This is a genomic window from Nonomuraea sp. NPDC003709, assembly GCF_040610775.1.
Lineage (GTDB): Bacteria > Actinomycetota > Actinomycetes > Streptosporangiales > Streptosporangiaceae > Nonomuraea > Nonomuraea angiospora_A.
Genome location: NZ_JBEXMW010000004.1, coordinates 236,667 through 261,743, shown reverse-complemented (window position 1 = coordinate 261,743; position 25,077 = coordinate 236,667). Strand labels below are relative to the sequence as shown.

Here is a 25,077-nt window from a genome sequence, read left to right as displayed (position 1 = left end):
AGACCAAATCCTGCCGCACTCTTCGCACGACCAGCACGTTAGGTGACCCTAACTGGCGAGCTCCGCGGCGGATGTCTCGACGTCAAGATATCCCTAGGTTATCTCGACATCAAGTTAACCGGGTGCCAACCGCCAGAACAGCAGGCCGACAATGGCCACCGACAGGATCGGCGCAAGAATCTTCTGCTCGAACGTCTTGCCGGTCTTGATGCCGATCTTCCACGGCAGCACGAACTTGGCCCCCAGCGGCCACAACACCGGACAGCCCCGTTCGGTCATGCAGTCGCCGACGACATGGATGAGGCACCCGATCGCCACCGCGAGCCCCAGCCAGGCGTAGCCCACGCCGAGCGAGAGGAAGACGGCGTAAAGCCCGGCGGTCAGCCCGATGTTGATCATCGCGGAACCCGCCTTGTTGCCGGGGATCCCGACGCCGATCGCCCGCAGGGCCAGGCCGATGAGCAGCACGACCATGATGTCGCGCCCGATGGGATAGGTGTTGGCCAGCCAGTGGGCCCCGAATCCGAGCGCCGCCGCGAACACCAGCGAGTGGGTCGCCCCGCGGTGGCCGCCGCTGATCCAGCACACGGCCTTGCTGAGCGCCCACGTGACCGGCCCGAACGTCTGCGCGATCGTCGCGCTCGGATGGTCGAGGTCGGGCAGCATCGCGGCGCCGGCGCAGATGAGGGCACCGGCGATCAGCTCCGCCGGGCTGAGCGCGGTGGCCATGATTCCCGTCTCGACGAACCGGGACGACTCGTTCAGCAACGGAAGTGCGGCGAGGGGCGGCGCCAGCCCCAGCCAGGCGATGGCCCCGGTCATCGCGTGCGTGTGCCCCATCATGATCCGGACTGTACGGCAAAGAAGTCCTTTACGCGCCAAGACCCGCCTGGCGGGGGCTTCACGATGACCGGGGGCCGATCCGCGACGCGTTGCTTGGCGAAAACATGGGGATACGTGGTCACGCACGGTCTTCGCGGCCGGCCGGCTCGACGACCCGCTCCCCCGCGCACGCGAGCGGGAAGAAGCGGGCGCGCGGTCCCGAAAAGTCACCGCAAACGCAGACGAGGCCGTCTCCGCGGCGACAGCACCCCCCAGCCCTGCCGACGCGGAACGACCTCGTCTGCTCTAGATAACGAGCCTTTCCTCAATCCTGTTCCCGGATTCCGCAACTTTTTCGTGATCTGGCTCACTCCCACACCGGCCTTGCGAACGACACACTATCGATATATCGTTGACGCATCGAGAACAGATCACGATATAGGGGGAGAAATGGATTCCGCACAGGCAGCAGGCGGGCACTGGCCCGGCGCGCACGAGTACCGGCAGGCGGCCCGTGAGGCCAAGCAGGCCGCCCGTGAGGCGTTCAGGGCCGTTTCCGAGGCCTTCGACGACATGGGTGGCCGCCGCCACCATCACGAGCACCGCCAGCGCGGCAGGCGCGGCGGTCCCGGACCGTTCCCGTTCGACTGGGGGCGCGGCCCCTGGGGCGGCCCCGGCGGGCCGTGGGGCGGCCAGCGGGGCTGGGGCGGCCGGGGCCGCAAGGCCAAGCGGGGCGACGTCCGCGCCGCGATCCTGGCCCTGCTCCTGGAGGAGCCGCGCAACGGCTACCAGATCATCCAGGAGATCGCCGAGCGTAGCGAGGGCGGCTGGAAGCCCAGCCCCGGCGCCGTCTACCCGGCGCTGCAGCAGCTCACCGACGAGGGCCTGGTGATCTCGGAGGAGAGCGAGGGCCGCAAGACCTTCCGCCTCACCGAGGCGGGGCGCAACTACATCGAGTCGCACGCGGACGAGGTCCGGGCCCCGTGGGACGAGATGCGCCCCGACATCGACGACAACACCGCCGATCTCTGGCACATCGCCCGGCAGTCGGCCTTCGCCATGATGCAGGTTTTGCAGACCGGGAACGACGCACAAATCCGAGAAGCGCGTAAGACTCTTATAGAGACCCGGCGCAAGCTCTACCAGATCCTGGCGGACGACGAACCGGGCGAGGAGTGAGCGCGAGCTTCCGGAAGGATTCGGGATCAGGTATGGACTCGCACGACCTTCGCATCGGCGACGCCGAGCGTGAGCAGACGATGGCCGTCCTGCGCGAGCACTTCGCGCAGGGCCGCCTGACCCACGAGGAGCTCGACGAGCGACTCGACCAGACGCTGGCCTCGAAGACGGCCCGTGACCTGGCAAAGGTGACGGCCGACCTGCCGGGGCCGCAGCCCGCGCCCGGCTACCGCGAGCCCGCACCCCACTACGACCCCCACCATGACATGGACGGCTGGCGGGAGGCGATGTCGGCGCACCGCCGGCAGATGCAGTCCATGCACCAGGCCCACCATGACATGCGCCACTCCATGCACCAGGCCCGCCGGGACATGCGCCGTCAGTGGCGCGAGCAGGGCGGCAACCACCCGTGGCGGCGCCATCGCGGGCCGCATCCGTTCATGGGCGTGCTGTTCGTGTTCCTGCTGCTGGGGCTGATCTTCGGCGGCTTCGGGATCTTCAAGGTGCTCTTCGTGGTGTGGCTGGGAGCCATGGTGTTCAGCCTCATCCACCGGCGCTTCCACTCCCGGCGCTGACGGTCCGCCCAGATCGTTTTGGGCCTTGACCCTGTCAGGGGCTCATTTCATGATCAGGGCGGATCTTCAGAGTCGAAGGGACGCCGCATGACCCAGCAGGGCGCTCCGGCCCGCCGCACGAACCCGTTCGCCGCCGTCGCCCCGGCCGACGGCCTCGCCCTGGACGTGCCGGAGTACCAAACCGGTTTCGACCGCGACCACGCGATCTGCCCCGAGCCGATGTGGAAGCTGGAGCGCGCCCAGCACTTCTACGAGCCGGACGTGGCGAGCTGGCGGGCCATGATGGACGGCGACTGGGAGCGTTCGCTGGCCCTGACCGCGCACATGGCGGCGACCGTGGCCGACTATTTCCGGCACCGCGTCCCGGTCAAGCGGGTGCGGGTCGTCGAGTTCCCGATCACCTCGTACCTGCAGTGGGAGATGCACATCCTGGCCTTACGCGCCAGGGCCGGCTCCCCGTGCCGGGTGGTGCCGGCCGAGCGGGTGGCGGGGCTCGACCCGATGCCGGAGCTGGTGATCTTCTCTCCGTCCCTGATGTACGAAGTGCTGTACGACCGGTACGGCGGGGGCATGGGCGGGCGGCGGATCACCGATCCCGCGGTCGTGGGGCCGTGCCTGCGGACGGTCCAGGAGCTGTTCGCCGAGGGGGAGAACGTGCTCGACTTCCACGAGCGGGAGATCGTGCCGCTGCCGCCGCCGCAGGTCACCGACGAGATGCGGGCCGCGCTGCCCGCCTACGCGCACCGTACCGAGGAGTTCCGGGTCTGAGCGCCCCCTTCACCTTTCTCGGCAGGCCGGGAGCCGGGCGCACGCCACGAGGTGGCCGGGTTCGGCCTCCAGCAGCGCTCCCGTGCCGCCGCGCTCGTGGTAGAGGCAGGTTTCCACGGGCGTGGCGTCGTCCCAGGCCTGGTGCAGGCGCGGCACGGCGGACAGCAGCTCGCGGGTGTACGGGTGCAGCGGATCGCCGAAGACCTTGTCCGTCAGCCCCATCTCGACCACGCTCCCCTGGCGCAGCACCACCGTGCGCTCGGCGAGGTAGTTGCCGAGCGAGAGGTCGTGCGTGATGTAGAGCACGCCGAGGCCCCGGGTCTTCAGCTCGGCGAGCAGGTTGAGCACGTCGATGCGGGTGGAGGCGTCCAGCATGCTGGTGATCTCGTCGGCCACCAGCAGCTTGATGTCCAGCAGCAGCGCGCGGGCGATGAGCAGGCGCTGGAGCTGGCCGCCGCTGAGCTGGTGCGGATATTTGCCGAGCACCTGGTCGGGGTTGAGCCGCACGTCGCGCAGGCACGCCGCGACCCGTCCGGCCCACTCGACCGCCGGGACGGACGGGTGGTACGCCTCCTTGACCAGGTCGAACACCCGGTCGGCCTTGAACACCGGGTTGAACGAGCTGAACGGGTCCTGGAAGATGCCCTGGATGTGGCGGTAGTACTCCTTGCCGCCGCGCACGGGCCGCCCGTCGAAGGTGATCGTGCCGCTGGTGACCGGGTTCAGGCCGAGGATCATCCGGCCGATCGTGCTCTTGCCGCTGCCGCTCTCCCCGATGAGGGAGACGACCTCGCCGGGCACGACCTCGAAGCTCACGTTCCGTACGGCCGCGACGCTCTTGCCGCCGAACGCGCCGATCCTGAATTCCTTGGTGACGTCGTCGAGTTTCAGCATCAGGCCTTCCAGCAGGCGACGTGATGGTCGGAGGCGAGCTCGACCACGGGCGGTTCCTCGGCGCACTCGTCCCCCGCGATCGGGCAGCGGTCGCGGAAGCGGCAGCCGGCGGGCGGGTCCAGCAGCGACGGCGGGCTGCCGGCGATGCCCTCCAGCCTGCGGTCGGCGTAGCGGACCCCGACCTCGGGCAGGGAGTCGAGGAGCAGCTTCGTGTACGGGTGGCGGGGCGCCTTGACGATCACGTCGGCGGGCGCCTTCTCGGCCAGCTTGCCCGCGTACATGACCATGATCGTGTCGGCGATGTGGTGGGTGAGCGCGATGTCGTGGGTGACGAAGATCATGCTCTTGACGTAGCCGCTCTCGCGGAAGCCGAGCAGCGCGCGGGCGACGGCCTTCTGGGTGGAGACGTCGAGCGCGGAGGTGACCTCGTCGGCGATCAGCAGGGACGGGTCGAGCAGCGTCGAGATGACCATCACCATGCGCTGCTTCATGCCGCCGGACAGCTCGATCGGGTAGCGGTCGAGCACCTCGCGGGGCAGGCCGACCTGGTCCATCCGGCGTTCCAGCTCGGCGACGTCCACCTCCGCGCCCCTCGACCTGAGCAGCTCGCCGACCATCCTGCGGATCTTGCGGGTGGGGTTGAGCGCGCTCATGGCGTACTGCGGGATGAGGGAGACCTCCTTGAAGCGGAAGTCGTTCATCCCGCGGTCGTCGGCGATGGGCAGCTCCCGGCCGTCGAGCACGACCCGGCCGCCGACGTGGCGCATGCGGCCGTCCATGCGGATGAGGCTTTTGCCCAGCGTGCTCTTGCCGCAGCCGGACTCGCCGACCAGGCCGAGGATCTCGCCGTCCGACAGCTCGAAGGACATGCCGTCGAGGGCGCGGACCTCGCCCCTGAGCGTGCGGTAGTGCACCCTCAGCTCGCTGACCTGCAGGCTCATGTCTCCCTCAGTTTCGGGTTGAAGACCTCGTCGAGGCCGACGTTGGCCACGTACAGGGCGCCCACGATGGCGGTGATGGCCGCGCCCGGCGGCACGAACCACCACCACATGCCGAGCTGGAGCGCGCTCCACTGGTTGGCGTTCTGCAGCATCAGGCCGAGCGAGACCCCCTCGGTCGGGCCGAGGCCGATGAAGTCGAGCGAGGAGGCGATGAGGATCGAGCCGCCGAACAGCAGGATGAAGGTCATGAACAGGTAGGAGCTCATGTTCGGCGCGATCTCCCTGGTGATGATCTTCCAGGTGCTCGCGCCGCTCATCCTGGCCAGGTCCACGAACTCCCTCGTACGCAGCGAGAACGTCTGCGCCCTGATCGCCCGCGCCGCCCACGGCCACTGCGTCAGGCCGATGAACAGGCCCTGCACGGCCACGCTCCTGATCCCCAGGTACGCGTTGATGATCAGCAGCACGGCCAGGGTCGGGATGACGAGGATGACGTTGGTCAGCATGTTGAGCACCTCGTCGACGATGCCGCCGCGGTAGCCGGCCACGAACCCGACGAGCATGCCGATGGCCGCCGCGATACCGCCGCCGACCACGCCCACGGCGAAGGTGCTGCGCAGGCCGTGCACGAACTGCAGGAAGATGTCCTGGCCGAACGTGGTGGTGCCGAGCCAGTGCCCGGCCGAGGGCGGGCTCATGGGCTGGGGGCCGTACTCGTTGGGCGTGCCGCCGGTCAGCACCGGCCCGATCAGGCCGAGCAGGAGCAGCGCCAGCACGAGGCCGAAGCCGAACATCAGCTTGCCGTTGCGCACGGCGAAGTAGAGCGCCTCGCGCCGGACCCCGGCGCGCTCGCGCGGGGCGACTTCCTGGAGTGCCGTCATGCCCGCGCACCCGCCATTCCCGCCCTGGTACGCGGATCGACCACGACGTAGACGATGTCGATGATGAAGTTGGCGATCAGCACGCCGAGCACGATGAACAGGAACGTGCCCTGGAGCAGGAAGAAGTCCTTGTTCTTGATGGCGTTGAGAATCAGGCTGCCCAGGCCCGGGTAAGCGAAGACGATCTCGGTGACCAGGGCTCCGGCCACGATCACGCCGAGTTGCAGGGCCAGGCCGGTGATCTGGGGCAGGACGGCGTTGCGGAAGGCGTACCTGCGGATGAGCCTGGCCGGCGCGCCGAGCGCGGCCAGGTAGTTGGAGTAGTCGGACTCCAGCTCATAGATGATCATGTTGCGCATGCCGATGGCCCAGCCGCCCAGCGCCACCAGGAACAGCGACAGGAACGGCAGCGTCCAGTGGTGCAGCAGGTCGAGCAGGAACGCCCACGACCAGTTGGGCCGCATCGAGAAGCTGTAGCCGCCGGCCACCGGGAACAGTCCGGCGATCACGCCGAGCGCCCAGGCCAGGAGCACGGCCAGCCACATGTACGGCATCGCGGTCAGGACGTACCCGACCGGGAGCACGGTGTTGTCGAGCAGCTTGCGCCGGGCCGCGTACGCGCCGAACCAGTTGCCCACCACCCAGCTCAGCAGCACCGACGGGATGATCAGCGCCAGCGTGTACGGCACCGCACTCATGATCACGGAGCTGACGGGGGAAGGGAACAGCCAGATGCTGATCCCGAAGTCGCCCCTGAACAGCGCGGCCCAGAAGTTGAGGTACTGCGTGATCAGCGGCTGGTCGAAGCCGAAGAGGTTGCTGTAGTAGACCCGCATCGCCTCCGCGGCGGCGGGCTGGGTGACATTGGCTCTGGCCACCATGCTCGCCACCGGGTCGCCGGGCATGAAACGCGGGATCAGCCAGTTGACGGTGACAGCGACGAAGAAGGTCAGCCCGTATATGAGCAGTTTTCTGCCGAAATATCGACGCACGTGATGCTTTCTCCGTGAGAGCCGTGAAAGTCCCCCGCTCCTGCGGGAGCGGGGGACGATGGGGTCAGGAGCCGGAGGGCTGGAGCTGCGTGAGGGTCTCGAACCCACCCAGTTCGAGCCAGTTGTGCCACATCACGGCCGGGGTCTTGGGCGTGCTGCCCGCCGCGGCCGGCCAGTTCTTCCAGACCTGGTTGCTCGACTGCGCCCAGAGGCCGTTGTACCAGAGCGGGATCACCGGCAGGTCGTCCAGGTGGATCTGCTGGAGCTGAGAGATGATCTTCTTCATGCCCTCGACGTCGTCGGTCTTGACCTGGTCGAGCTGCTTGGTCAGGTCCCAGGCCCGCTTGTTCTCGTAGCGGGCGAAGTTGACGGTGTTCTGCTGTTTCTGGATCGGGAGCTGGAAGAGGTACTCGTAGTAGGTGTACGGCGAGTTGGACAGCTGCCGCTCGTTGTTGATCAGCAGGTCGAAGTCGCCCTTGGCGCGCTTCTCCACCAGGGCGTTGAAGTCGGGGAAGTCCGGGGTGATCTGGATCCCGGCGGTCTTGGCGCTGGCGGCGATGGACCTGGCCGACTCCATCCAGTCCGTCCAGCCGGACGGCACGATGATGGTCAGGCTGATCTTGGAGCCGTCCTTGTTCTCGACGTACCCGTCGCCGTCGGTGTCCTTGTAACCGGCGTCGGCCAGCGCCTTCTTCGCCTTGGCCGCGTCGAAGGCGAACCCGGACTTGGCCACCACGTTCTGGTCGACGTACTGCTCCCACTGCGGCAGCAGGCCGGTCGGGCTCGCGGCCTTGACGAGGTTGCCGTACACGCCTTCGACGATCTTCTTGACGTCGATCGAGGCGGCGAGCGCCTTGCGGAAGGCGGGGTCGTCCATCGGCTTCTTGGTGGTGTTGGGCACCAGCCACGCGGTGTTGGCCGACAACATGTACGGCGGCTCGCTGTAGTAGGTCGTCAGGCCGAAGTTGCCCTTGACCAGGTTGGCCACGCCGGGCAGGAAGTTGTTGCTCAGGTCCATGCCCTTCTGCAGCAGCAGGCCCATCGCGACCTCGTTGCTCGGGGTGGCGATGTCGACGATGTAGCGGGGCTTGGGCTCCATGTTCAGCGCGGTCTTGCCCCACCAGTCGTCGCGCCGCTGCAGCACGACGCGGTCCTGGTCCTTGGCCATGAATTTGTACGCGCCCGTGCCCACCGGGTTCTCGTTGATCCCGTCGAGCACGTCCTTCTCCGAGCGGCCCTTCCAGATGTGCTCGGGGACGATCGACCGGCTGTACAGGTTGAAGTCCCACTGCTGGTAGTTGGCCGTGGAGAAGCTGAACTTCACCGTCTGGTCGTCGACCGCCTCGACGCTCTTCAGCCAGGTCCACAGGTTGTGGTACGGAATCGTCTCCATCTTGCCGAGCTCGAAGGAGTACGCCACGTCCTTGGCCGTCAGAGGCTGGCCGTCGGCCCACTTGACGCCCTGGCGGAGCTTGACCTGGTACGTCTTGTCGTCGGCCCACGAACCGCTCTCGGCCAGCCAGGGGGTCAGCTTGCCGGCGGTCGCGTCATAGTGGAACAGCGTCTCGTACACCAGGCCCTTGGTGCCCGTGGCGTGGTCCCATTCCCTGATGGGGTTGAAGTTGACGGGCGGCCCCCACTGGGTGCCGGTCGTGTAGAGGGTCTCGCTGCGCGGCAGCGAGTCGGGGTTGGCGCTCGCCACCGCGCCCTGGCTCTGCGGCTGGGAGGCCGGTGGGGTCGGCGTGGCTCCGCCGCCGGTGCAGGCCGCGGCGAGCAGGCCCGCCGCCACGAGCGGAATCATGATCCGAGCCCGGTTTCGCATCGCTTCTCTCCTTCCTCCGCGCGTGGCGCGAAGGTTCGCACGTCTTCCATCGACCCCCGATGGGCCGGCTTGCTCTCGAACGGGCGGCGGGAGCTCCCACCTGGGAGCGCTCCCAGCAAGGACGCAGAACGCGCCCCCGCCCTGGAGACCGGTGAGCGATTCACTGAGGAGTAGTCACAGGCCGTGAGGGCCTGCTGAACCGGATAAGTACCGCGAACGTAAGTTCACGATGTCCGTGCCGTCAATACCCGTGACGTTTTCGAGACGCGCCCCGCAAACGCTCTCAACGGTTGACCTCGACCGCGATTGAGGTTGCACGGTGGAGCGCATGAACAGCTTCACGATCGGCGTCATCCTGCCGGGGGTCGCCGTGCAGCGGCGCGACGGCATCGACCTGCCGGCCGCCGCGCGGCACGCCGAGGACGCCGGGCTGGACGGCGTGTGGCACGGCGACCACCTGGCCATCGGCGGGCCGACGCTGGACGGGCCCATCGCCCTGGCCGCCGCGGCGGCGGGCACCCGGCGGATCAAGGTGGGGATGAGCGTGTTCGTCCCCGCCATCCGGCCCCTCGCGTGGGCCGCCAAGCAGATCGCGACCCTGCAGCACGTCACCGGCGACCGCCTCGTCCTGGGTGTGGGCTCGGGCGGCGGTCCCGGGCAGTGGGCCGCGGCGGGGGCGCCCTACCGCTCGCGCGGCCGGCGTACCGACACCGCCCTGGAACTGCTGCCCCGGCTGCTGGCGGGCGAGGAGACGCGGCTGCGGGACGAGCCCGGCGAGCCGCCCGTACGGCTGGCGCCCGCCGCCACGATGCCGCCGGTGTGGGTGGGCAACGCGTCCGAGGCGGCGATCCGGCGGGCGGCGCTGCTCGGCGACGGGTGGTTCCCGTCCCTGGTCCCGCCCCGGGAGGTGGCCGAGGGCCGGGCCCGGCTCGCGGAGCTGGCCGCGGGCCGGGGCCGTCCCGTACCAGTCGTCGCGATCGGCGGCACGGCGGCCCTGGGGAGCGGCGACGGCGTCCCGTCGCGGGAGGAGATCGCGTCAGGCGTCGCCGCCGCCTACGGCCGCCCCTTGGAGGAGGTCCTGCCGATCCCGCTCACCGGCCCGCCGGAGCGGGCCGCCGAGGCGCTCGCCGCCTACCGCGACGCCGGGGCGGGCCACGCGGTCATCGGCATAGCGGGCGGCGACTGGCGTACCCAGGTGGACCTGCTGGCGAAGGTGCGCGACCTGCTGCGGTGAGGCCCGGCCGGGTTCAGAGCCAGCCCATGCGCTGGGCCGTGCGGATGGCCTCCAGGCGGTTCTGGGCGTTGAGCTTGGTCATCGCGCTCGACAGGTAGTTGCGTACGGTGCCCTCGGTCAGGTGCAGCTCGGCCGCGATCCGCGAGATCGTGGCCCCGTCGCCGGCCAGCCGCAGCGCGTCGCGCTCGCGCTCGGTCAGCGGGCTGTCGCCGGCGGCCATCGCGGCGGCGGCCAGCTCGGCGTCGAGATAGCGGCCGCCCGCCTGGACCTTCCGGATCGCCATGGCCAGCTCCTCCGCCGAGGCGTCCTTGCCGAGGAAGCCGCTCACCCCCGCCGCCATGGCCCTGCGCAGGTAGCCGGGGCGGCCCAGGCTCGTCAGGATGACGATCTTGCACTGCGCGCTGATCTGCTCGGCCGCGCTGAGGCCGTCCATGCCGGGCATCTCGATGTCGAGCACGGCCACGTCGGGCCGGTGCTCGGCCACGGCGGCCACGACCTCGTCGCCCCTGCCCACCTGGGCGACGACCTCGATGCCCTCCTCCAGGTCCAGCAGGGCCGCGATGGCGCCCCGGATCAGGTGCTCGTCGTCGGCCAGCAACACCCTGGTCGTCATGCCGGCACCGCCGCCCGCAGCAGGTAGCCGCCCTCGTGCGTCGGCGCGGCCTCCAGGGTGCCGCCGACCGCGCGTACGCGCTGGGCCAGCCCCGCCAGGCCGTTCGGCGCGTGCTCGCCCGCCGGCCCGCTCACCCCGTCGTTGGACATCTCCAGCACTCCATCCTCGATCGTGATCGTGCAGCGTCCGGCCGTGCTGTGCTTGAGCACGTTGGTGGTCCCCTCGCGCACGACCGTGGCCAGCAGCGTGCGGGTCTCCGGCGGCAGCGAGCCCGTCTCGGCGCGCACGGTGCATCGTACGTCCGCCGCCTCCAGCACGGCCCGCACGCTGGCGAGCATCTCGTCCAGGTCGACGGCCCGGTAGCTCTGCACGACGGAGCGCACCTCGCGCAGCGACCGCCGGGCCAGGTCGCGGACCGCGAACATCTCCTCGGCGGCCGCCGCCGGGTCGACCGGCAGCGTGCGCGACGCGCCCTCGGTGCGGGCCGCGATGTCGGTGAGGCTCTGCCCGAGCAGGTCGTTGAGGTCGCGGGCGAAGCGCAGGCGCTCCTCCGAGACCGCCAGCCTGGCCTGCGCCTCCTGCCCCTCGTACGCCTCCTTGGCCACCCGCCAGAGCCACAGGTTCGTCAGCACGCCGACCACACTCACGGCGGTGAACACCGACTGCACCAGGAGCGTGCCCCAGATGGGCACGCCCTGCAGCGCCACGTACAGGTTGAAGAGCACGACGGACAGGACCGACAGGATCACGATGGTGCGCCTGCGCACGAAGGGCCCCAGCATGCCCAGCCACGTCGGGATGGCCCACATGAAGAAGGCGGCGGACATGACCAGGATGATCACGCCGGTCACCGCCAGGATCGCGGTGGGCCGCCTGCCGCCCCTCATGGCCACCCGGTGCGGCCGCGTCGCGAGCACGTTGAAGACCACCAGCAGGGCGACGCCGGCCAGGACCACCGGCCACGGCACGCCCATCTGCCAGCGGACATAGAGGTCGTAATAGCCGAAGAAGGAGAACAGGTTGATGAAGTCGGTCGAGTAGACGATCACCCAGCGGATCTTGTCCAGCTTCGTCGCACGGCGGATCACGCGGGCACCGCCGCTCGCAGCAGGAACTCGCCCGCCGGGGTCGGCCGGGCGGAGAAGGAGCCGCCCGCCGTGGCCAGCCGCTCCGACAGGCCCCGCAGGCCGCTGCCGGAGGCGGAGGGGCGCCCGTCCACGCCGTCGTTGATCATTTCGAGCACGCCGCCGTCGATCGTGATCGCGCAGCGGGTGGCCGCGCTGTGCTTGAGCACGTTGGTGGTGCCCTCGCGGACCGCCCAGGCCAGCAGCGTCCGGGCGGCCGGCGACAGCCCGTCGGCCCTGGCATCGATCAGGCAGCGCGCGCCGGCCGCCTCCAACGCCACCCGCGCGCCGGCCAACTCCTCGTCGAGGTCGAGCGTCTGGTAGCCGTGCACCGCCTGCTGCACCTCGGCCAGCGACTCGCCGGCCAGCCGGTGCACCTGGGCCATCTCGGCGTCCGCCCGCCCGGCGTCCTTGGTCGCCAGCTTGGCGGCCAGCTCGCTCTTCAGTGTGATCACCGACAGGCTGTGTCCGAGCAGGTCGTGCAGGTCACGGGCGAAGCGCAGCCGCTCCTCCGACACCGCCAGCCGAGCCTTGGCCTCCTTGCTGTCGTGGGCGTCCCTGATCGTCCACCAGATCCAGCGCCAGACCAGCATGGCCACCGTCAGCGCGATGGCGCTGAACGTCTCGGGGACGAGCACCCCGTACCACGGCTCGCCGGTCACGGCCATGACATAGCCGCCGACCAGGCCGACCACGGCCACGCCGAGGCAGAGGGTCACGGCCCACGGCAGGTAGAGGGCGGCGATCGACAGCCACAGGACGCCGATCTCCAGCCAGGTGGGCACGTTCTCCAGCGGCTGGTGCGGCACCAGCGCCACCGCGACCGCCGCGGACAGCCCCGCGACCACCAGCTTCGGCGTGGGCCGCGGCCTGGCGTCGTAGGCGTCCCTGAGCAGGGAGGGGAAGAGGCCGAAGCAGACCAGCAGGCACGTGAGGACGGCCGCGGCGTGGAGCGTGGAGATCCGGCCGTCCGCCAGGTAGATGACGATGACCACCACGAACATGACGCCGAGGAGCATGACCGCGGCGTCCATCCAGTAGAGCAGGATCTTTCGCGCCGTCTCCGGACGCGCCGCCATCACGCCATCCCCCTGCCGCTGGAAACCTCGCCCGTCGCGGAAATCCTATAGTCAGGGAGAGGTCTGCCAAAGAATCCGTGACACGTCCGGCTTCGGGGCGACTCCGCGCAGCGACAGCCAGGCCAGGCCGTGGCGGGCGGCGTAGGCGGCCAGGGTCCGGGCGTCGACCTCGTTCAGATCGCCCTCGCCCACCAGCACCGGGGTGAGCGCGATGTGCGGCCACGCCTCCTCGGGGTCGTCCAGGCCCTGGGCCCGCGCGATCTGGTCCCTGGCCGCCAGCACGGCCTCCGCCACCCGGCGCAGGCGGCCGTCAGGGGCGCCGCGCGGCTCGATGTCGGCCAGCAGGTTGACGGTGCCGATCTCGGCGCCCGCCTGGCGGGTGGCCCGCAGCATCGCCACGTCGCCGGAGCCCAGCCCGTCCGACTTCAGCGGCAGCGTGAAGCTGACCTGGAGCGGCCGCTCGCGCTGCATGGCGTAGATGGCCCGCGCCCGGCGCAGCACGGCGGCCTCGTCCCGGCTGTCGCTGACCTCGAAGTCGATGGTGTCGGCGTCGAACGCCCCGACCACCCTGCGGTAGGCGGCCGCGAGCCCGCCCGGCCTGGTGCAGGTGTCGGCCAGCTCCCGCCCCTCCGGGCCGCCGAACACGGGCGCGGCGTCGCCGCCCAGCGCCCTGAGCCGGCCGATCCGGTTGGCCACGGGGTTCTTGCCGGGATCGAGCGGGTCGGACTGGGACGGGCCATTCCATTTGGGCGCGCAGCCGTCGTCGCCCGAGACGAGGTGGCCGAGCGCGTACCGGCGCACACCGGTGCGCCGGGTCTCCTTGGACAGGTCGAACTCGGGCTCCCGAGCGGTGTCGACGAACTCCACGAACGCCGCCTGCGGCTCCACCGCCACCGGTGGCGAGACGGCAGGGGTGTGCCTCACCACCGGCGGCCTCGGCGCGAGCGTGGCACCCGCGGGAAGCATGCGCACGATCGCTCCGGTGGCGCCGGTGAGAGCGAGGGCCCCGAGGATCGCGAGCGGGCGCGGGAGCATGCCCGGCTCCCTCTTGTGCCGCGGCATAGGCCACCCCACGTGGTCATTCGGCTACTTTCCGGCGCTGACTCGAACGGTAGCAAGCGCGCGAGCCGCTGTGCGGTCCTTTTCCGGCACGCGTCCGTTGTGTGCGGATAATGTCGTCATGAAGCTGCGGATCTTCACCGAGCCCCAGCAGGGCGCGACATATGACGACCTGCTCACCGTCGCCCAGGCCACCGAGCGACTGGGTTTTGACGCTTTCTTCCGTTCCGACCACTACATGCGCATCGGCCCCGGCGACCCGGGGGTCGGCTCGACCGACGCGTGGATCACGCTGGCCGGCCTGGCCAGGGAGACCTCGAGGATCCGGCTGGGCACCCTGGTGACGCCGGCCACGTTCCGGCTGCCCGGGCCGCTGGCGATCAGCGTCGCGCAGATCGACCAGATGAGCGGCGGCCGGGTCGAGCTCGGCTTCGGCACGGGCTGGTTCGACACCGAGCACGCGGCGTACGGCATCCCGTTCCCGCCGCAGAACGAGCGGTTCGGGCGGTTCGAGGAGCAGCTCGAGATCATCACGGGCCTGTGGACCACGGAGAAGAGCTTCTCGTTCGAGGGCAGCTACTACCGGGTGGCCGACTCGCCCGCGCTGCCCAAGCCGGTCCAGCGGCCCAGGCCGCCGATCATCATCGGCGGGTTCGGCGCCAAGCGCACGCCGAGGCTGGCGGCTGCGTACGCCGACGAGTACAACCTCCCGTTCCACACCCTGGCCGACACGGAGCAGGCGTTCGCGCGGGTGCGCGCGGCGTGCGAGACGACCGGGCGCGACCTGACGTACTCGGTGGCGCAGACGACCGTCGTGGGCGCGGATCGGGCGGAGGTCGAGCGGCGCGCGGCCGCCATCGGCGAGAACCCCGAGACCCTGCCCGTGGGCGGACTGTGCGGCACCCCGGCCGAGATCGTGGAGAAGATCGGCAAGTTCGCCGAGCTGGGCGCCGAGACGGTCTACCTCCAGATCATGGACCTGAACGACCTCGAGCACCTGGAGCTGATCGCCGCTGAGGTGCTTCCGCACGTGTAAGTAATCATTGGCGGCGCTTCGTGGCGGTACGGCAGACTTGGGGGGTGCTGCTGACGATCACGACCACCGCGAGGCCTGCCACTGACCTGGGTTTCCTCCTGCACAAGCATCCCGGGCGCGTGCAGGAGTTCGGCCGGTCGTTCGGCACGGCGACGGTGTTCTACCCCGAGGCCGAGGAGGAGCGCTGCACAGCGGCGCTCCTGCTCGAAGTCGATCCGATCGCGCTGGTCAGGTCGCGTGGCAAGAGCTCGCCCGACTTCAGCCTTTCGCAGTACGTCAACGACCGCCCCTACGCGGCCTCCTCGCTGCTTGCCGTGGCGCTGGCCGACGTGTTCCGCACCGCGCGGGCGGGCCGGTGCACGGCCAGGCCCGAGCTGGCGGGCACGCCGCTGCCGCTGGAGCTGCGGCTGCCCGCGCTGCCCTGCCGGGGCGGCCCCGAGCTGGCCACCAGGCTCTTCGAGCCGCTCGGGTGGGAGGTGGACGCGCAGGCTCTGCCGCTCGACGAGGGCTTCCCCGAGTGGGGCGATTCGCGCTATGTCCGGCTCACCCTGCGCGGCACGGCACGCCTCGCCGACGCGCTCAACCACCTGTACGTGCTGCTGCCGGTGCTCGACGACGGCAAGCACTACTGGATCGCGCCCGACGAGGTCGACAAGCTGATCAGGGCGGGCGAGGGCTGGCTGGCCGGGCACCCGGAGCGCGGCCTGATCACCCGGCGCTACCTGGGACGGCGCTGGGCGCTGGCCCGCACCGCGCTGGCGCGCCTGGCCGAGCTGGGCGACGAGACCGAGGAGGAGTTGGAGCCCGCGGTCGAGGAGGACGCGCCCGCCGGGGAGACCGCCGCCGACGAGGCGGCCGCCGCGGAGGCCGAGGCCCAGGGCGACGCTCCCCAGGCGGAGGCCGCCCAAGATGAGGCCACCCAGCAGGCGCCCAAGGCGAAGCCGCTGAACCTCCGGCGGCGCGAGGCGGTGCTGGCCAAGCTGGAGGAGCTCGGCGCGGTCAGCGTGATCGACCTGGGCTGCGGCCAGGGCGAGCTGGTCGGCGCGCTGCTGGCCAGGCCCAGGTTCGCCAGGGTCGGCGGCATGGACGTCTCGTCGATGGCGCTCACCATCGCCGCCCGCAAGCTGCGGCTGGACCGCATGCCCGACAGCAAGCGCGCCAGGCTCACCCTGTTCCAGGGCGCGCTCACGTACACCGACAAGCGGCTGTCCGGCTACGACGCCGCGGTGCTCATGGAGGTGATCGAGCACGTCGACCCGCCGCGCCTGACCGCGCTCGAACGCGTCGTGTTCGGCCGCGCCCGGCCCCAGCACGTGCTCGTCACCACCCCCAACGTCGAGCACAACGTCCGCTACGAGTTCCTGACCGGCCTGCGCCACCCCGACCACCGCTTCGAGTGGACCCGCGCCGAGTTCGCCGCCTGGGCCACCAGGGTCGCCGGCGAGTACGGCTACCAGGTCGTCTTCGCGCCGGTCGGCGACGATGACCCCGAGGTCGGCCCGCCGACCCAGATGGGAGTGTTCACCCGTGATCAGCGTTCCTGAGCTCTCGCTGGTGGTGCTCGTCGGCGTCTCGGGCAGCGGCAAGTCGACGTTCGCCAGGAAGCACTTCAAGCCCACGCAGGTCATCTCCTCCGACTTCTGCCGCGGCCTGGTCTCCGACGACGAGAACGACCAGTCGGCCACGCCCGCGGCGTTCGACCTGCTGCACCACATCGTCGGCGTACGGCTGGCCAGGGGCCTGTTCACCGTGGTCGACGCCACCAACGTCCAGTACGCGGCCCGCAGGAGCCTCCTCGACCTGGCCAGGAAGTACGACGTGCTGTGCGACGCGATCGTGCTCGACGCGCCCGAGGAGGTGGCCATCGAGCGCAACGCCGCCCGGCCCGACCGCGACTTCGGCCCCGGCGTGGTCATCCGCCAGCGCAAGGAGCTGCGGCGCTCGCTGAGCAAGATCTCCAACGACGGGTTCCGGCGGGTCCACGTGCTGCGCGGCCTCGACGAGATCGACGACGCGGAGATCACGTACGAGAGGGCCTGGTCCGACAGGACCGAGCTGTCCGGCCCCTTCGACATCATCGGCGACATCCACGGCTGCCGCTCGGAGCTGGAGACGCTGCTGCGCAGGCTCGGCTGGGAAGGGCTCACGCACCCGGAGGGGCGCACGGCCGTGTTCGTCGGCGACCTGGTCGACCGCGGGCCCGACACCCCCGGTGTGCTGCGCCTGGTGATGGACATGGTCGAGGCCGGCACCGCGATCTGCGTGGCCGGCAACCACGAGCAGAAGCTGGTGCGCGCGCTCAACGGCCGCAAGGTCACGGTCGCGCACGGCCTGCAGGAGTCGCTCGACCAGCTCGCGGCGCAGGAGCCGGAGTTCGTGGAGCGGGCCAGGACGTTCATGGACGGCCTGCTCAGCCACTACCGCCTCGACGGCGGCCGGCTCGTGGTCGCGCACGCGGGCCTGAAGGAGGCCTACCACGGCCGCGCCTCGGGCCGGGTGCGCGCGTTCGCCCTGTACGGCGACACGACCGGCGAGACCGACGAGTACGGCCTGCCCGTCCGCTACCCGTGGGCCGACGAGTACCGCGGCCGGGCGATGGTCGTCTACGGCCACACCCCCACGGTCCGCCCCGAGTGGGTGAACAACACGATCTGCCTCGACACCGGCTGCGTCTTCGGCGGCCACTTGACCGCGCTGCGCTACCCGGAGCGGCAGATCGTCCAGATCCCGGCAGAGAAGGTCTGGTACGAGCCGGCCAAGCCCCTCGGCACCGGCTCGGCCCGCGATCCCGGCATGCTGGACATCAACGACGTGATCGGCACTCGGCACGTCGAGACCAGGTTCGGCACCAGGGTCAAGGTCCTGGAGGAGAACGCGGCCGCGGCCCTGGAGGTCATGAGCCGGTTCGCGGTGGACCCGCGCTGGCTGGTCTACCTGCCGCCCACCATGGCGCCGCCGGAGACGTCCCGGCTGGACGGCTACCTCGAGCACCCGCACGAGGCGTTCGAGGAGTTCGCCGCCGCCGGGGTGCGCGAGGTCGTGTGCGAGGAGAAGCACATGGGCTCGCGGGCCGTCGCCGTGCTGGCCAGGACGCCAGAGGTGGCGGCGGCCAGGTTCGGCGTGACGGACGGCAGCGCCGGCGCCGTCTACACGCGTACCGGACGGCCGTTCTTCAACGACACGGCACCGCTGCTCGCACGGCTGCGCGAGGCGTGCGAGCCGCTCTGGGCGGAGCTGGACTCCGACTGGGTGGTGCTCGACTGCGAGCTGCTGCCCTGGTCGGCGAAGGCCGGCGAGCTGATCCGCTCGCAGTACGCCTCCGTCGGCGCGGCCGCCCGCGCCGCGCTGCCCGAGGCGGTCGCGGCGCTGGAGGCGGCGGCCGGGCGGGGAATGGACGTGGGCGGACTGCTGACCCGCACCCGGCGCCGCTCCGACAACGCTGCCCTGTTCCGCGACGCTTATGCACGCTACTGCTGGCCGGTCGACGGCCTGGAGGGCATCCGGGTGGCGCCGTTCCAGATCCTCGCCTGCGAGGGGCGGGCCACGGCGCTGGAGCCGCACGCCTGGCACCTGTCCACGCTGGCGCTGCTCGACTCGCCGCTGATCGCCCCCACCCGGCACGTCTCCGTCACGCTCGACTCGCCCGGGTCGAGGGCTTCGGCGACCGAGTGGTGGGAGTCTCTGACGGCGGCGGGCGGCGAGGGCATGGTGGTCAAGCCCGCCGCGTACGCTCCCGGGCGGGTGCAGCCCGGGGTGAAGGTGCGCGGGCGCGAATACCTGCGCATCATCTACGGCCCCGACTACACCGAGTCGCTCGACGTGCTGCGCCGGCGCTTCCTGGGCAAGAAGCGCTCGATGGCGCTGCGCGAGTACGCGCTGGGGCTGGAGGCGCTGTCGCGGCTGGCGGACGGCGAGGCGGCCTGGCGGGTGCACGAGCCGGTCTTCGCGGTGCTGGCCCTGGAGTCGGAGCCTGTGGATCCCCGGCTCTGACTAACGCCATGACCTGCGGGTATGTCCCCCCACCACGGGGAAGGACCTGCATGGCAACGAAGTTCGCGCACCACGAGCACCTCGGCCACGTCATCTTCATCACGGCGGCCGCGGCCATCGGGGGGTTCTTGTTCGGCTACGACAGCGCCGTGATCAACGGCGCCGTCGTCGGCATCCAGAAGTACTTCCACGTGGGGCCGGTCGAGATCGGGTTCGTGGTGGCCATCGCGCTGCTCGGGTCCGCCGTGGGGGCGTGGGCGGGCGGCGGGCTGGCCGACCGGCTGGGGCGCACCAGGACGATGCAGGTGGCGGCGCTGCTGTTCGCGGTCAGCTCGATCGGTCAGATGCTGCCGTTCGCCATCTGGGACCTCGCGTTCTGGCGGGTGATCGCGGGCTTCGCGATCGGCATGGCGTCGGTGATCGGGCCCGCGTACATCGCCGAGGTGGCCCCGCCCGCCTACCGGGGACGGCTGGGCTCGTTCCAGCAGCTGGCGATCGTGCTCGGCATCGCGGTCTCGCAGCTCGTCGACTACGTGATCGTCCAGCTGGCCGGCGGCAACGTGAACAACCCCCTCTGGGGCCTGCAGGCGTGGCAGTGGATGCTGGGCGCCTGCGTCGTGCCCGCCCTGTTCTACCTGACGTTCGCGCTGATCATCCCCGAGTCGCCGCGCTACCTGATCATGTCGGGGCGCACCAGGAGGGCCCGCGAGGTGCTGTCCGAGATCGAGCCCGAGGACGTGGACATCGAGGCCCACATCGCGGCGATCCAGCACGTGCTGCGCACCCAGCGGGTGCCGGGGCTGAAGGACCTGCGCGGGCCCGCGCTCGGGCTGCTGCCGATCGTCTGGATCGGGATCGGCCTGTCGGTCTTCCAGCAGTTCGTCGGCATCAACGTGATCTTCTACTACTCGTCCGTGCTGTGGCAGTCGGTCGGCATCAACCAGAGCGCCTCGTTGCTGATCAGCTTCTCCAGCTCGATGATCAACATCGTGGGCACGTTCATCGCGATCTCGCTGGTGGACAGGATCGGGCGCAAGCCGCTCCTCCTGATCGGCTCCGCGGGCATGGCGGTCTCGCTGGCCACCGCGGCGTGGGCGTTCAGCGCGGCCAGGGAGGTGGGCAAGACGGTCACGCTGCCCGACCCGCAGGGGCTGATCGCGCTCGTGGCGGCCAACGTGTTCGTGCTGTTCTTCGCCCTGTCCTGGGGCGTGGTGGTCTGGGTGCTGCTGGGGGAGATGTTCCCGAACCGCATCCGCGCCGCCGCCCTGGGCGTCTCCGCCGGGGCCCAGTGGATCGCGAACTGGGCGGTCACGGTGACGTTCCCGGCGATGGCGGCCTGGAACCTGCCGCTCACCTACGCCATGTACGCGTTCTTCGCGGTGCTGTCGTTCCTGTTCGTCGTCAGGTGGGTGCGTGAGACCAAGGGCCGCAAACTCGAAGAGATGGGCTAATCTCCGGCACGTGATCGACGACGTCCTGGCCCCCGAGCTCGACGTGCTGTTCTGCGGCATCAATCCCGGCCTCATGTCCGAGGCCACCGGCCACCACTTCGCCCGGCCCGGCAACCGCTTCTGGCCCGCGCTGCACCTGTCCGGCTTCACACCGCGCCTGCTGGCCCCGGCCGAGCAGCACCTTCTCCCCTCGTACGGCCTGGGCATCACGAACATCGTCGCCCGCCCGAGCGCCAAGGCGTCGGAGCTGACCCGGGAGGAGCTGGTGGCGGGCGGCCTGGCCCTGACCGCGAAGGTGGCGGCCGCGACGCCGGCGGTCCTCGCGGTGCTGGGGATCTCGGCGTACCGCATGGCCTTCGCCCGCCCCAAGGCCCGCATCGGCCCCCAGGAGGAGCTCGTCGGTGGGGCCAGGGTGTGGGTGCTGCCCAACCCGAGCGGGTTGAACGCCCACTGGACCCTGGCCACCATCGCCGACGAGATGGGACGGCTGCGCGGCCACTTGGCCTGATCGGCCTGCCTGGCCTACTTGGCCTGCCTGGCCTACTTGGCCGCGAAGTCCTGGGTCCAGTAGATCCGGCCCTGGGAGTTCTTGGCCACGCCGACGCCGATCAGGTTGTACCGGCAGTTCATGATGTTGGCCCGGTGGCCCTCGCTGTTCATCCAGCCCTGGACCACGGAGGCCGGGGAGGGCTGGCCGAAGGCGATGTTCTCGGCGAAGGCCGTGCCTCCGCTGAAGCCGGCCCCCCGGATGCGGTCCATGAAGCTGCGGCCGTCCTTGGAGGTGTGGTCGAAGTAGCCCTGCTTCGCCATGTCGTCGGAGTGGCCGAACGCGGCGGTGCGGAGCTGCGGGTCGTGCTTGAGCGGCTGGCAGCCGCCCTTGGCCCGCTCGGCGTTGGTCAGCCTGAGGACCTCGTTCTCCTCGGCCGTGCCGACCGTCCCTCCGGACGACGGGGGCGGCGCGGTGGGTGTCGGGGTCGACGTGCCGCTGGGGCTGGGGGTGGTGGGCGTGGGCGTCGGCGTGCTGTCAGGGGTGCAGGTCAGCCGGACGGCCCGGGACTTGGCGGTGCCGCCGCGATAGTCGGTCGCGACCGCGTAGTAGGTGCCCGGTCTGCAGGCGAGTGTCAAGGTGATGCGGCCGTCCTTGGAGGCCCCGCTCTTGACGACGGGGTCGGGACCCGGGACGGCGCGCTTGATGCGGATGCGCAGGAGTGCGCTGTCGTCGCAGTTGCGACGGGTGGCGAACGACTTGATCTTCAATGCGTTGGTCAGGCTGGGCTTGGCCACGTTCACGCGGCACGAGGCCTGCGCCTCGACCGAGCTCTGCGCCGCGGCCTCGGCCGCACTGATCGGCGCGCAGAGCGCCGCCAGGCCGATGAGCCCGGCAAATACCCCAATGGGTCTACGCATAGGGGATTCCCTCCAGTTGCCATAGACGCTGGATGGCAAGGCATTCTGTCGGGAACGAGACCGACTTGTCACTAAATTGCGATATAAATCTCGCAACTCGGGTAAACCAAAGTGCCACCTGAGGCGTCCGTGCCCCCGCTGCCACAGGCCCGAAACTCCTGTCCCACCGGGCTTTGCACGCCCCATGGCCCCCGTGGGAGCCACCTGGAGATACGCGGAGGATCGCTTGGGGGTTCACGAAGAAGCCCGCGGCGCATCGTGCGCCGCGGGCTGAGAAGGACCCGGCTCACCCGCGAGGCGGGCCGGGACGACGGATCACTGCTTGGCCAGCAGGGCAGTCCTCCACCGCATCAGGAGGAGCGGGAGTCCAATGGCGAGGAGGAGGATCAGGCCCACGTTGCTGCGGTGCGGCGGAGGCGGCGGGCTCGTGGGCGGCTGGTACCCGTACCCGTACGTCGGCTGGGGTCCGCTGTGGGACGTTCCAAGAATTCCCTCGGTTGACGTAGATCACATGTCCGCATCCGGACGCGTTGTCGTGCCGCCCGCCGTGTCGAGGGTGACGGCGGGCGGCACCCCTCAAGCCGCGACAGCCGACCCCCTGGAGGTAGCCGCGTGCGATCTCCGCTGACCAGCCTGAGACAACGCCTGAGCCAGGGTGGTGCCTGCCTCATCTGGCTCGCAGTGGGCATCCTCTGCCTCGGACAGGCGTGGACCATCCACGACCGGCTCGCCTACACCGTCGCCGCATTGACGATCCGGGGCGGGGCTTTCGTCGTGTCTACGCCTCCGGAAAGTGCTCCAAAGCGGACGCCGCGGGGCGTCAGGCTATGTGCTGTGCCTGCCAGCCGTCGAGGCTGAATGCCTGGTCATGTCGGTACGCGTCGATGCCAGTACGGATGTAGGTGACGACGTCGTCGGGAAGGTCGTCGAGCGCGAACCAGTCGATCTTGTCGCACTTGGCGGGTTCGGCGTTGGTGGGCTCGCCTCCCCAGCGGGTGGCCGCGAAGAACACGCCGATGCGGGCCTGGCCGTCTGGATCGGCGTGATGGCACATGCCCGCGAATGCGAGATCTGCGGGGTCGATGACGACGCCGAGCTCTTCGCGGGCCTCACGCGCCGCGCCCTCAGGCAGGGTTTCGCCGGCGTCGAGGCAGCCGCCGGGTACCGACCAGGAGCCGTCGGCGAAGCCGGTGTTGGCTCGCAGCAACAGCAGGACCTTGCCTGCCGCGATGAGGATCAGGTGGACGCCGACGTGGGGCCGGAACGGTTCGGATGGTGTGGCCATGGCCGTGCTCCCGCAGTGGGCGATGCGTCGTGGGTGTCACGCTACGCGGCCACACGGGGAGCACGGGCCTGTTTGCCAGGACGAACTTCTAGGCGTCGGTGCGAGGTTGCTGGACGCCGGTCATCGCGTGGACCATGCCGGCGAGGTGGACGGCGAGCTGCTCCGCGGTGCGGCCGTCGGTGTGCAGGTGGTACGCGGTGGGGTCGCTGCCGGCGATCTGGTCGTAGTGCTCCTGCAGCCGTCGCAGCAGGGCGCGGTCGGCGATCAGGTCGCGGTCGGAAGCAGTCTGGTCGGGCTTGGCGGTCATCCGCGCGGTCAGCTCGTCCAGGTCGGTGTGCAGGTAGACCGTCAGGTCCGGCTGGGCCAGGTAGCCCGCGAAGGATGCGATGGTCGCCTCGACGGTGGCGTTGTCCAGGCCGTGCACGGCGGAGTGGTTGGCGATGACGGAGTTGACGTACCGGTCGGCCACCACGTGCCCGCTCTGGAGCGCCTGGCGGGCCAGGTCAGAGGCGTGCAACGCCCCGGCGAGGTAGAAGACCAGCTGCGGCAGCGCCTGGGCGCGAGCGTTGATGTACGGCTGCAGGTCCGACACCGGGGCGGGCACCGTGTGGAAGAAGCGGCAGTCCAAGCGCTCGGCGAGGTTCCGGGCGAGCGTGGACTTGCCTGATCCGCTGATCCCTTCCAGGACCACGAAGACGCCCGATCGTGGCGTCTCGGCCGGCTGGTAGGCGGCGGGCAGCTGGTTGCCGATGCTGGGGCGGGGGGCGGCGATGGTCATTGCAGCGTCCCTTCGGCGAAGGCGTCCAGGTGGGCGGAGACGGCCGCCAGCAGGCCGGCCGGGTCTTGCGCGTACGGGGTGACGTCCAAGCGGAGATCGGGGCGGAGCAGGCACGGGCTGAGCTCGCCGGCCGAGTCCAGGCGCAGCGCCCAGAACCCCTCGATGCACTGCGCCCGCTTGGGGCAGGTGGCGCACTGGCCGATGTGGTGGCGGCCGAGGGAGGCGTCGATGACCTCGATGGTCATCTCCCCGCGCCGACCGGGGACGGTGAAGACGCGGCGGCCCTGCCCGGTGCCGGAGGTGACCACCTTCTCGGCGGTGGCGATGGAGCGCAGGTGGGCGCTGATGTCACCGGAAGCAACCTTGAGGCCGCCAAGGTCGGCGTTGTGGTCGGTGCCGACCAGTTCGATGATCTGCAGGCCCGTTCCGAGTTCGCGGGTGTAGGCGATGATGTCCATCACCTCGTGGGCGTTCTGCTCTTGCAGCAGCAGGTTCAACTCGACGATCGGGATGGCGTTGGTGGCGGCCTCGATCCCGGCCTTGATCTTGGCGATGTCGCCGGGTTTGCCCTCGGCGATGGTGGCGACGGAGGTGTCGGAGAAGTAGTGCAGCGAGACCTTGATCCGGTCCAGTGCGGTGGCCGCCAGCCAGTCGAGGTCCTTGGTGAGCGTGAGCCCGTTGGTGATCAGCGTGGTGGTGTAGTCGCTCATCTGGTGCTGGGGCAGGCCCTGAAGGATCGGGCGGGCGAGCGGGGACAGCAGCGGTTCACCGCCTGTGAAGAAGACGCGGCTGATCCCGGCGGCGGTCATCGTGTTGATCGCAGACAGGAAGTCGTTGGCGTCCAGTGCCCGGCGGCGGGGCTGAATGGTGCGGTCGTGGTGGGTGATTCTGGGTGGGATTTCGCCTTCGTTGTGGCAAAACCAGCAGCCCAACTGGCAGCGCGGGGTGAGCGAGACGCGCAGCTGGCCGCCGCGGCGAGCGAAGTCGGCGCCGCCGCCGGCGAATCGAGGCATGGGTAGATCGGTAGGCACGTCGTCCTCCGACAGGGGTTGAGGGCCGCCCGGGTTGGGGCGGCCGTGGCGGCTCGTACCTCCGAGCCGTCGGCTTCCAGCAGGCCCGACCGTCGGTCGTTCTTGCCGGTCAGGTA

The 25,077-nt window shown here is 70.2% G+C and carries 23 protein-coding genes; 9 read left to right on the top strand and 14 right to left on the bottom strand.

What is annotated here, in order from left to right:
• Positions 1 to 114: 114 nt before the first annotated feature.
• On the bottom strand, positions 115 to 843 hold the full coding sequence (locus ABZX61_RS13940) for a metal-dependent hydrolase (protein ID WP_355194437.1): 729 nt from the start codon (positions 841 to 843) through the stop codon (positions 115 to 117).
• A 429-nt stretch (positions 844 to 1,272) separates the two neighbouring features.
• Here ABZX61_RS13940 and ABZX61_RS13935 point away from each other — a divergent pair, with 429 nt between their 5' ends.
• From ABZX61_RS13935 to ABZX61_RS13925, 3 genes are all read left to right on the top strand, one after another.
• On the top strand, positions 1,273 to 2,001 hold the full coding sequence (locus tag ABZX61_RS13935; RefSeq protein ID WP_355194435.1) for a PadR family transcriptional regulator: 729 nt from the start codon (positions 1,273 to 1,275) through the stop codon (positions 1,999 to 2,001).
• Positions 2,002 to 2,033: 32 nt separating this feature from the next.
• On the top strand, positions 2,034 to 2,576 hold the full coding sequence (locus tag ABZX61_RS13930) for a DUF1707 domain-containing protein (protein ID WP_355194433.1): 543 nt from the start codon (positions 2,034 to 2,036) through the stop codon (positions 2,574 to 2,576).
• Positions 2,577 to 2,663: 87 nt separating this feature from the next.
• The gene (locus tag ABZX61_RS13925; RefSeq protein ID WP_350722821.1) at positions 2,664 to 3,344 is read left to right on the top strand and encodes a DUF6879 family protein; all 681 of its coding nucleotides are present in this window, start codon (positions 2,664 to 2,666) and stop codon (positions 3,342 to 3,344) included.
• Positions 3,345 to 3,353: 9 nt separating this feature from the next.
• Here ABZX61_RS13925 and ABZX61_RS13920 read toward each other — a convergent pair whose 3' ends face one another.
• The 5 genes from ABZX61_RS13920 to ABZX61_RS13900 all read right to left on the bottom strand — a co-directional run bounded on the left by ABZX61_RS13920 (position 3,354) and on the right by ABZX61_RS13900 (position 8,874).
• On the bottom strand, positions 3,354 to 4,238 hold the full coding sequence (locus ABZX61_RS13920) for an ATP-binding cassette domain-containing protein (protein ID WP_355194431.1): 885 nt from the start codon (positions 4,236 to 4,238) through the stop codon (positions 3,354 to 3,356).
• Entirely contained in the window at positions 4,238 to 5,179 is a 942-nt protein-coding gene (locus ABZX61_RS13915) for an ABC transporter ATP-binding protein (RefSeq protein WP_355194429.1), read from the bottom strand. The genes ABZX61_RS13920 and ABZX61_RS13915 overlap by 1 nt, the downstream gene beginning before the upstream one ends.
• Positions 5,176 to 6,060 carry an ABC transporter permease gene (locus ABZX61_RS13910; RefSeq protein ID WP_185077827.1) on the bottom strand — a complete coding sequence of 295 codons (885 nt, stop codon included), beginning with the start codon at positions 6,058 to 6,060 and terminating at the stop codon, positions 5,176 to 5,178. Before ABZX61_RS13910 ends, ABZX61_RS13915 begins: the two co-directional genes overlap by 4 nt.
• Complete coding sequence (locus ABZX61_RS13905; RefSeq protein ID WP_355194426.1) at positions 6,057 to 7,052, bottom strand: ABC transporter permease; 996 nt, start codon at positions 7,050 to 7,052, stop codon at positions 6,057 to 6,059. Before ABZX61_RS13905 ends, ABZX61_RS13910 begins: the two co-directional genes overlap by 4 nt.
• 64 nt (positions 7,053 to 7,116) lie before the next feature.
• Positions 7,117 to 8,874, bottom strand: a complete 1,758-nt coding sequence (locus tag ABZX61_RS13900; RefSeq protein ID WP_355194424.1) for an ABC transporter substrate-binding protein — start codon at positions 8,872 to 8,874, stop codon at positions 7,117 to 7,119.
• Between the two features lie 328 nt (positions 8,875 to 9,202).
• Between ABZX61_RS13900 and ABZX61_RS13895 the strand changes: the two genes are divergently transcribed.
• Complete coding sequence (locus ABZX61_RS13895) at positions 9,203 to 10,108, top strand: LLM class flavin-dependent oxidoreductase (RefSeq protein ID WP_355194422.1); 906 nt, start codon at positions 9,203 to 9,205, stop codon at positions 10,106 to 10,108.
• A 13-nt stretch (positions 10,109 to 10,121) separates the two neighbouring features.
• Here ABZX61_RS13895 and ABZX61_RS13890 read toward each other — a convergent pair whose 3' ends face one another.
• Genes ABZX61_RS13890 through ABZX61_RS13875 form a run of 4 tightly spaced genes read right to left on the bottom strand, consistent with a single transcriptional unit; the run spans position 10,122 to position 13,959 of the window.
• Positions 10,122 to 10,721, bottom strand: coding sequence for a response regulator transcription factor (locus tag ABZX61_RS13890; RefSeq protein WP_192786541.1), 600 nt, complete (start codon positions 10,719 to 10,721; stop codon positions 10,122 to 10,124).
• On the bottom strand, positions 10,718 to 11,809 hold the full coding sequence (locus ABZX61_RS13885; RefSeq protein WP_355194420.1) for a histidine kinase: 1,092 nt from the start codon (positions 11,807 to 11,809) through the stop codon (positions 10,718 to 10,720). The genes ABZX61_RS13890 and ABZX61_RS13885 overlap by 4 nt, the downstream gene beginning before the upstream one ends.
• Complete coding sequence (locus ABZX61_RS13880; protein WP_355194418.1) at positions 11,806 to 12,924, bottom strand: histidine kinase; 1,119 nt, start codon at positions 12,922 to 12,924, stop codon at positions 11,806 to 11,808. The genes ABZX61_RS13885 and ABZX61_RS13880 overlap by 4 nt, the downstream gene beginning before the upstream one ends.
• Positions 12,925 to 12,975: 51 nt before the next feature.
• Positions 12,976 to 13,959, bottom strand: a complete 984-nt coding sequence (locus tag ABZX61_RS13875) for a hypothetical protein (RefSeq protein WP_350722839.1) — start codon at positions 13,957 to 13,959, stop codon at positions 12,976 to 12,978.
• Positions 13,960 to 14,104: 145 nt separating this feature from the next.
• On the opposite strand from ABZX61_RS13875, the gene ABZX61_RS13870 reads away from it, so the two are divergent.
• From ABZX61_RS13870 to mug, 5 genes are read left to right on the top strand one after another with little or no spacing between them, the layout of a single operon-like run.
• Positions 14,105 to 15,019 carry an LLM class F420-dependent oxidoreductase gene (locus tag ABZX61_RS13870; RefSeq protein ID WP_355194416.1) on the top strand — a complete coding sequence of 305 codons (915 nt, stop codon included), beginning with the start codon at positions 14,105 to 14,107 and terminating at the stop codon, positions 15,017 to 15,019.
• A 44-nt stretch (positions 15,020 to 15,063) separates the two neighbouring features.
• On the top strand, positions 15,064 to 16,563 hold the full coding sequence (locus ABZX61_RS13865) for a 3' terminal RNA ribose 2'-O-methyltransferase Hen1 (protein ID WP_355194414.1): 1,500 nt from the start codon (positions 15,064 to 15,066) through the stop codon (positions 16,561 to 16,563).
• A complete protein-coding gene (locus tag ABZX61_RS13860; protein ID WP_355194412.1) occupies positions 16,502 to 19,009 on the top strand; it encodes a polynucleotide kinase-phosphatase in 2,508 nt (835 codons plus the stop codon). The genes ABZX61_RS13865 and ABZX61_RS13860 overlap by 62 nt, the downstream gene beginning before the upstream one ends.
• A gap of 50 nt (positions 19,010 to 19,059) precedes the next feature.
• Positions 19,060 to 20,460 (top strand): sugar porter family MFS transporter, encoded by a 1,401-nt coding sequence (locus ABZX61_RS13855; RefSeq protein ID WP_355194410.1) that lies wholly within the window; start codon positions 19,060 to 19,062, stop codon positions 20,458 to 20,460.
• A gap of 10 nt (positions 20,461 to 20,470) precedes the next feature.
• Positions 20,471 to 20,968 (top strand): G/U mismatch-specific DNA glycosylase, encoded by a 498-nt coding sequence (gene mug / locus ABZX61_RS13850; RefSeq protein WP_355194408.1) that lies wholly within the window; start codon positions 20,471 to 20,473, stop codon positions 20,966 to 20,968.
• Positions 20,969 to 21,000: 32 nt separating this feature from the next.
• Here the strand turns inward: mug and ABZX61_RS13845 are convergent, their stop codons facing one another.
• The 4 genes from ABZX61_RS13845 to ABZX61_RS13830 all read right to left on the bottom strand — a co-directional run bounded on the left by ABZX61_RS13845 (position 21,001) and on the right by ABZX61_RS13830 (position 24,943).
• On the bottom strand, positions 21,001 to 21,867 hold the full coding sequence (locus ABZX61_RS13845; RefSeq protein WP_355194406.1) for a CAP domain-containing protein: 867 nt from the start codon (positions 21,865 to 21,867) through the stop codon (positions 21,001 to 21,003).
• An 820-nt stretch (positions 21,868 to 22,687) separates the two neighbouring features.
• A complete protein-coding gene (locus tag ABZX61_RS13840) occupies positions 22,688 to 23,152 on the bottom strand; it encodes an NUDIX domain-containing protein (protein ID WP_355194405.1) in 465 nt (154 codons plus the stop codon).
• Positions 23,153 to 23,240: 88 nt separating this feature from the next.
• The gene (locus ABZX61_RS13835; RefSeq protein ID WP_355194403.1) at positions 23,241 to 23,930 is read right to left on the bottom strand and encodes a deoxynucleoside kinase; all 690 of its coding nucleotides are present in this window, start codon (positions 23,928 to 23,930) and stop codon (positions 23,241 to 23,243) included.
• Entirely contained in the window at positions 23,927 to 24,943 is a 1,017-nt protein-coding gene (locus ABZX61_RS13830; RefSeq protein WP_355194401.1) for a radical SAM protein, read from the bottom strand. The genes ABZX61_RS13835 and ABZX61_RS13830 overlap by 4 nt, the downstream gene beginning before the upstream one ends.
• Between the last annotated feature and the right edge of the window lie 134 nt (positions 24,944 to 25,077).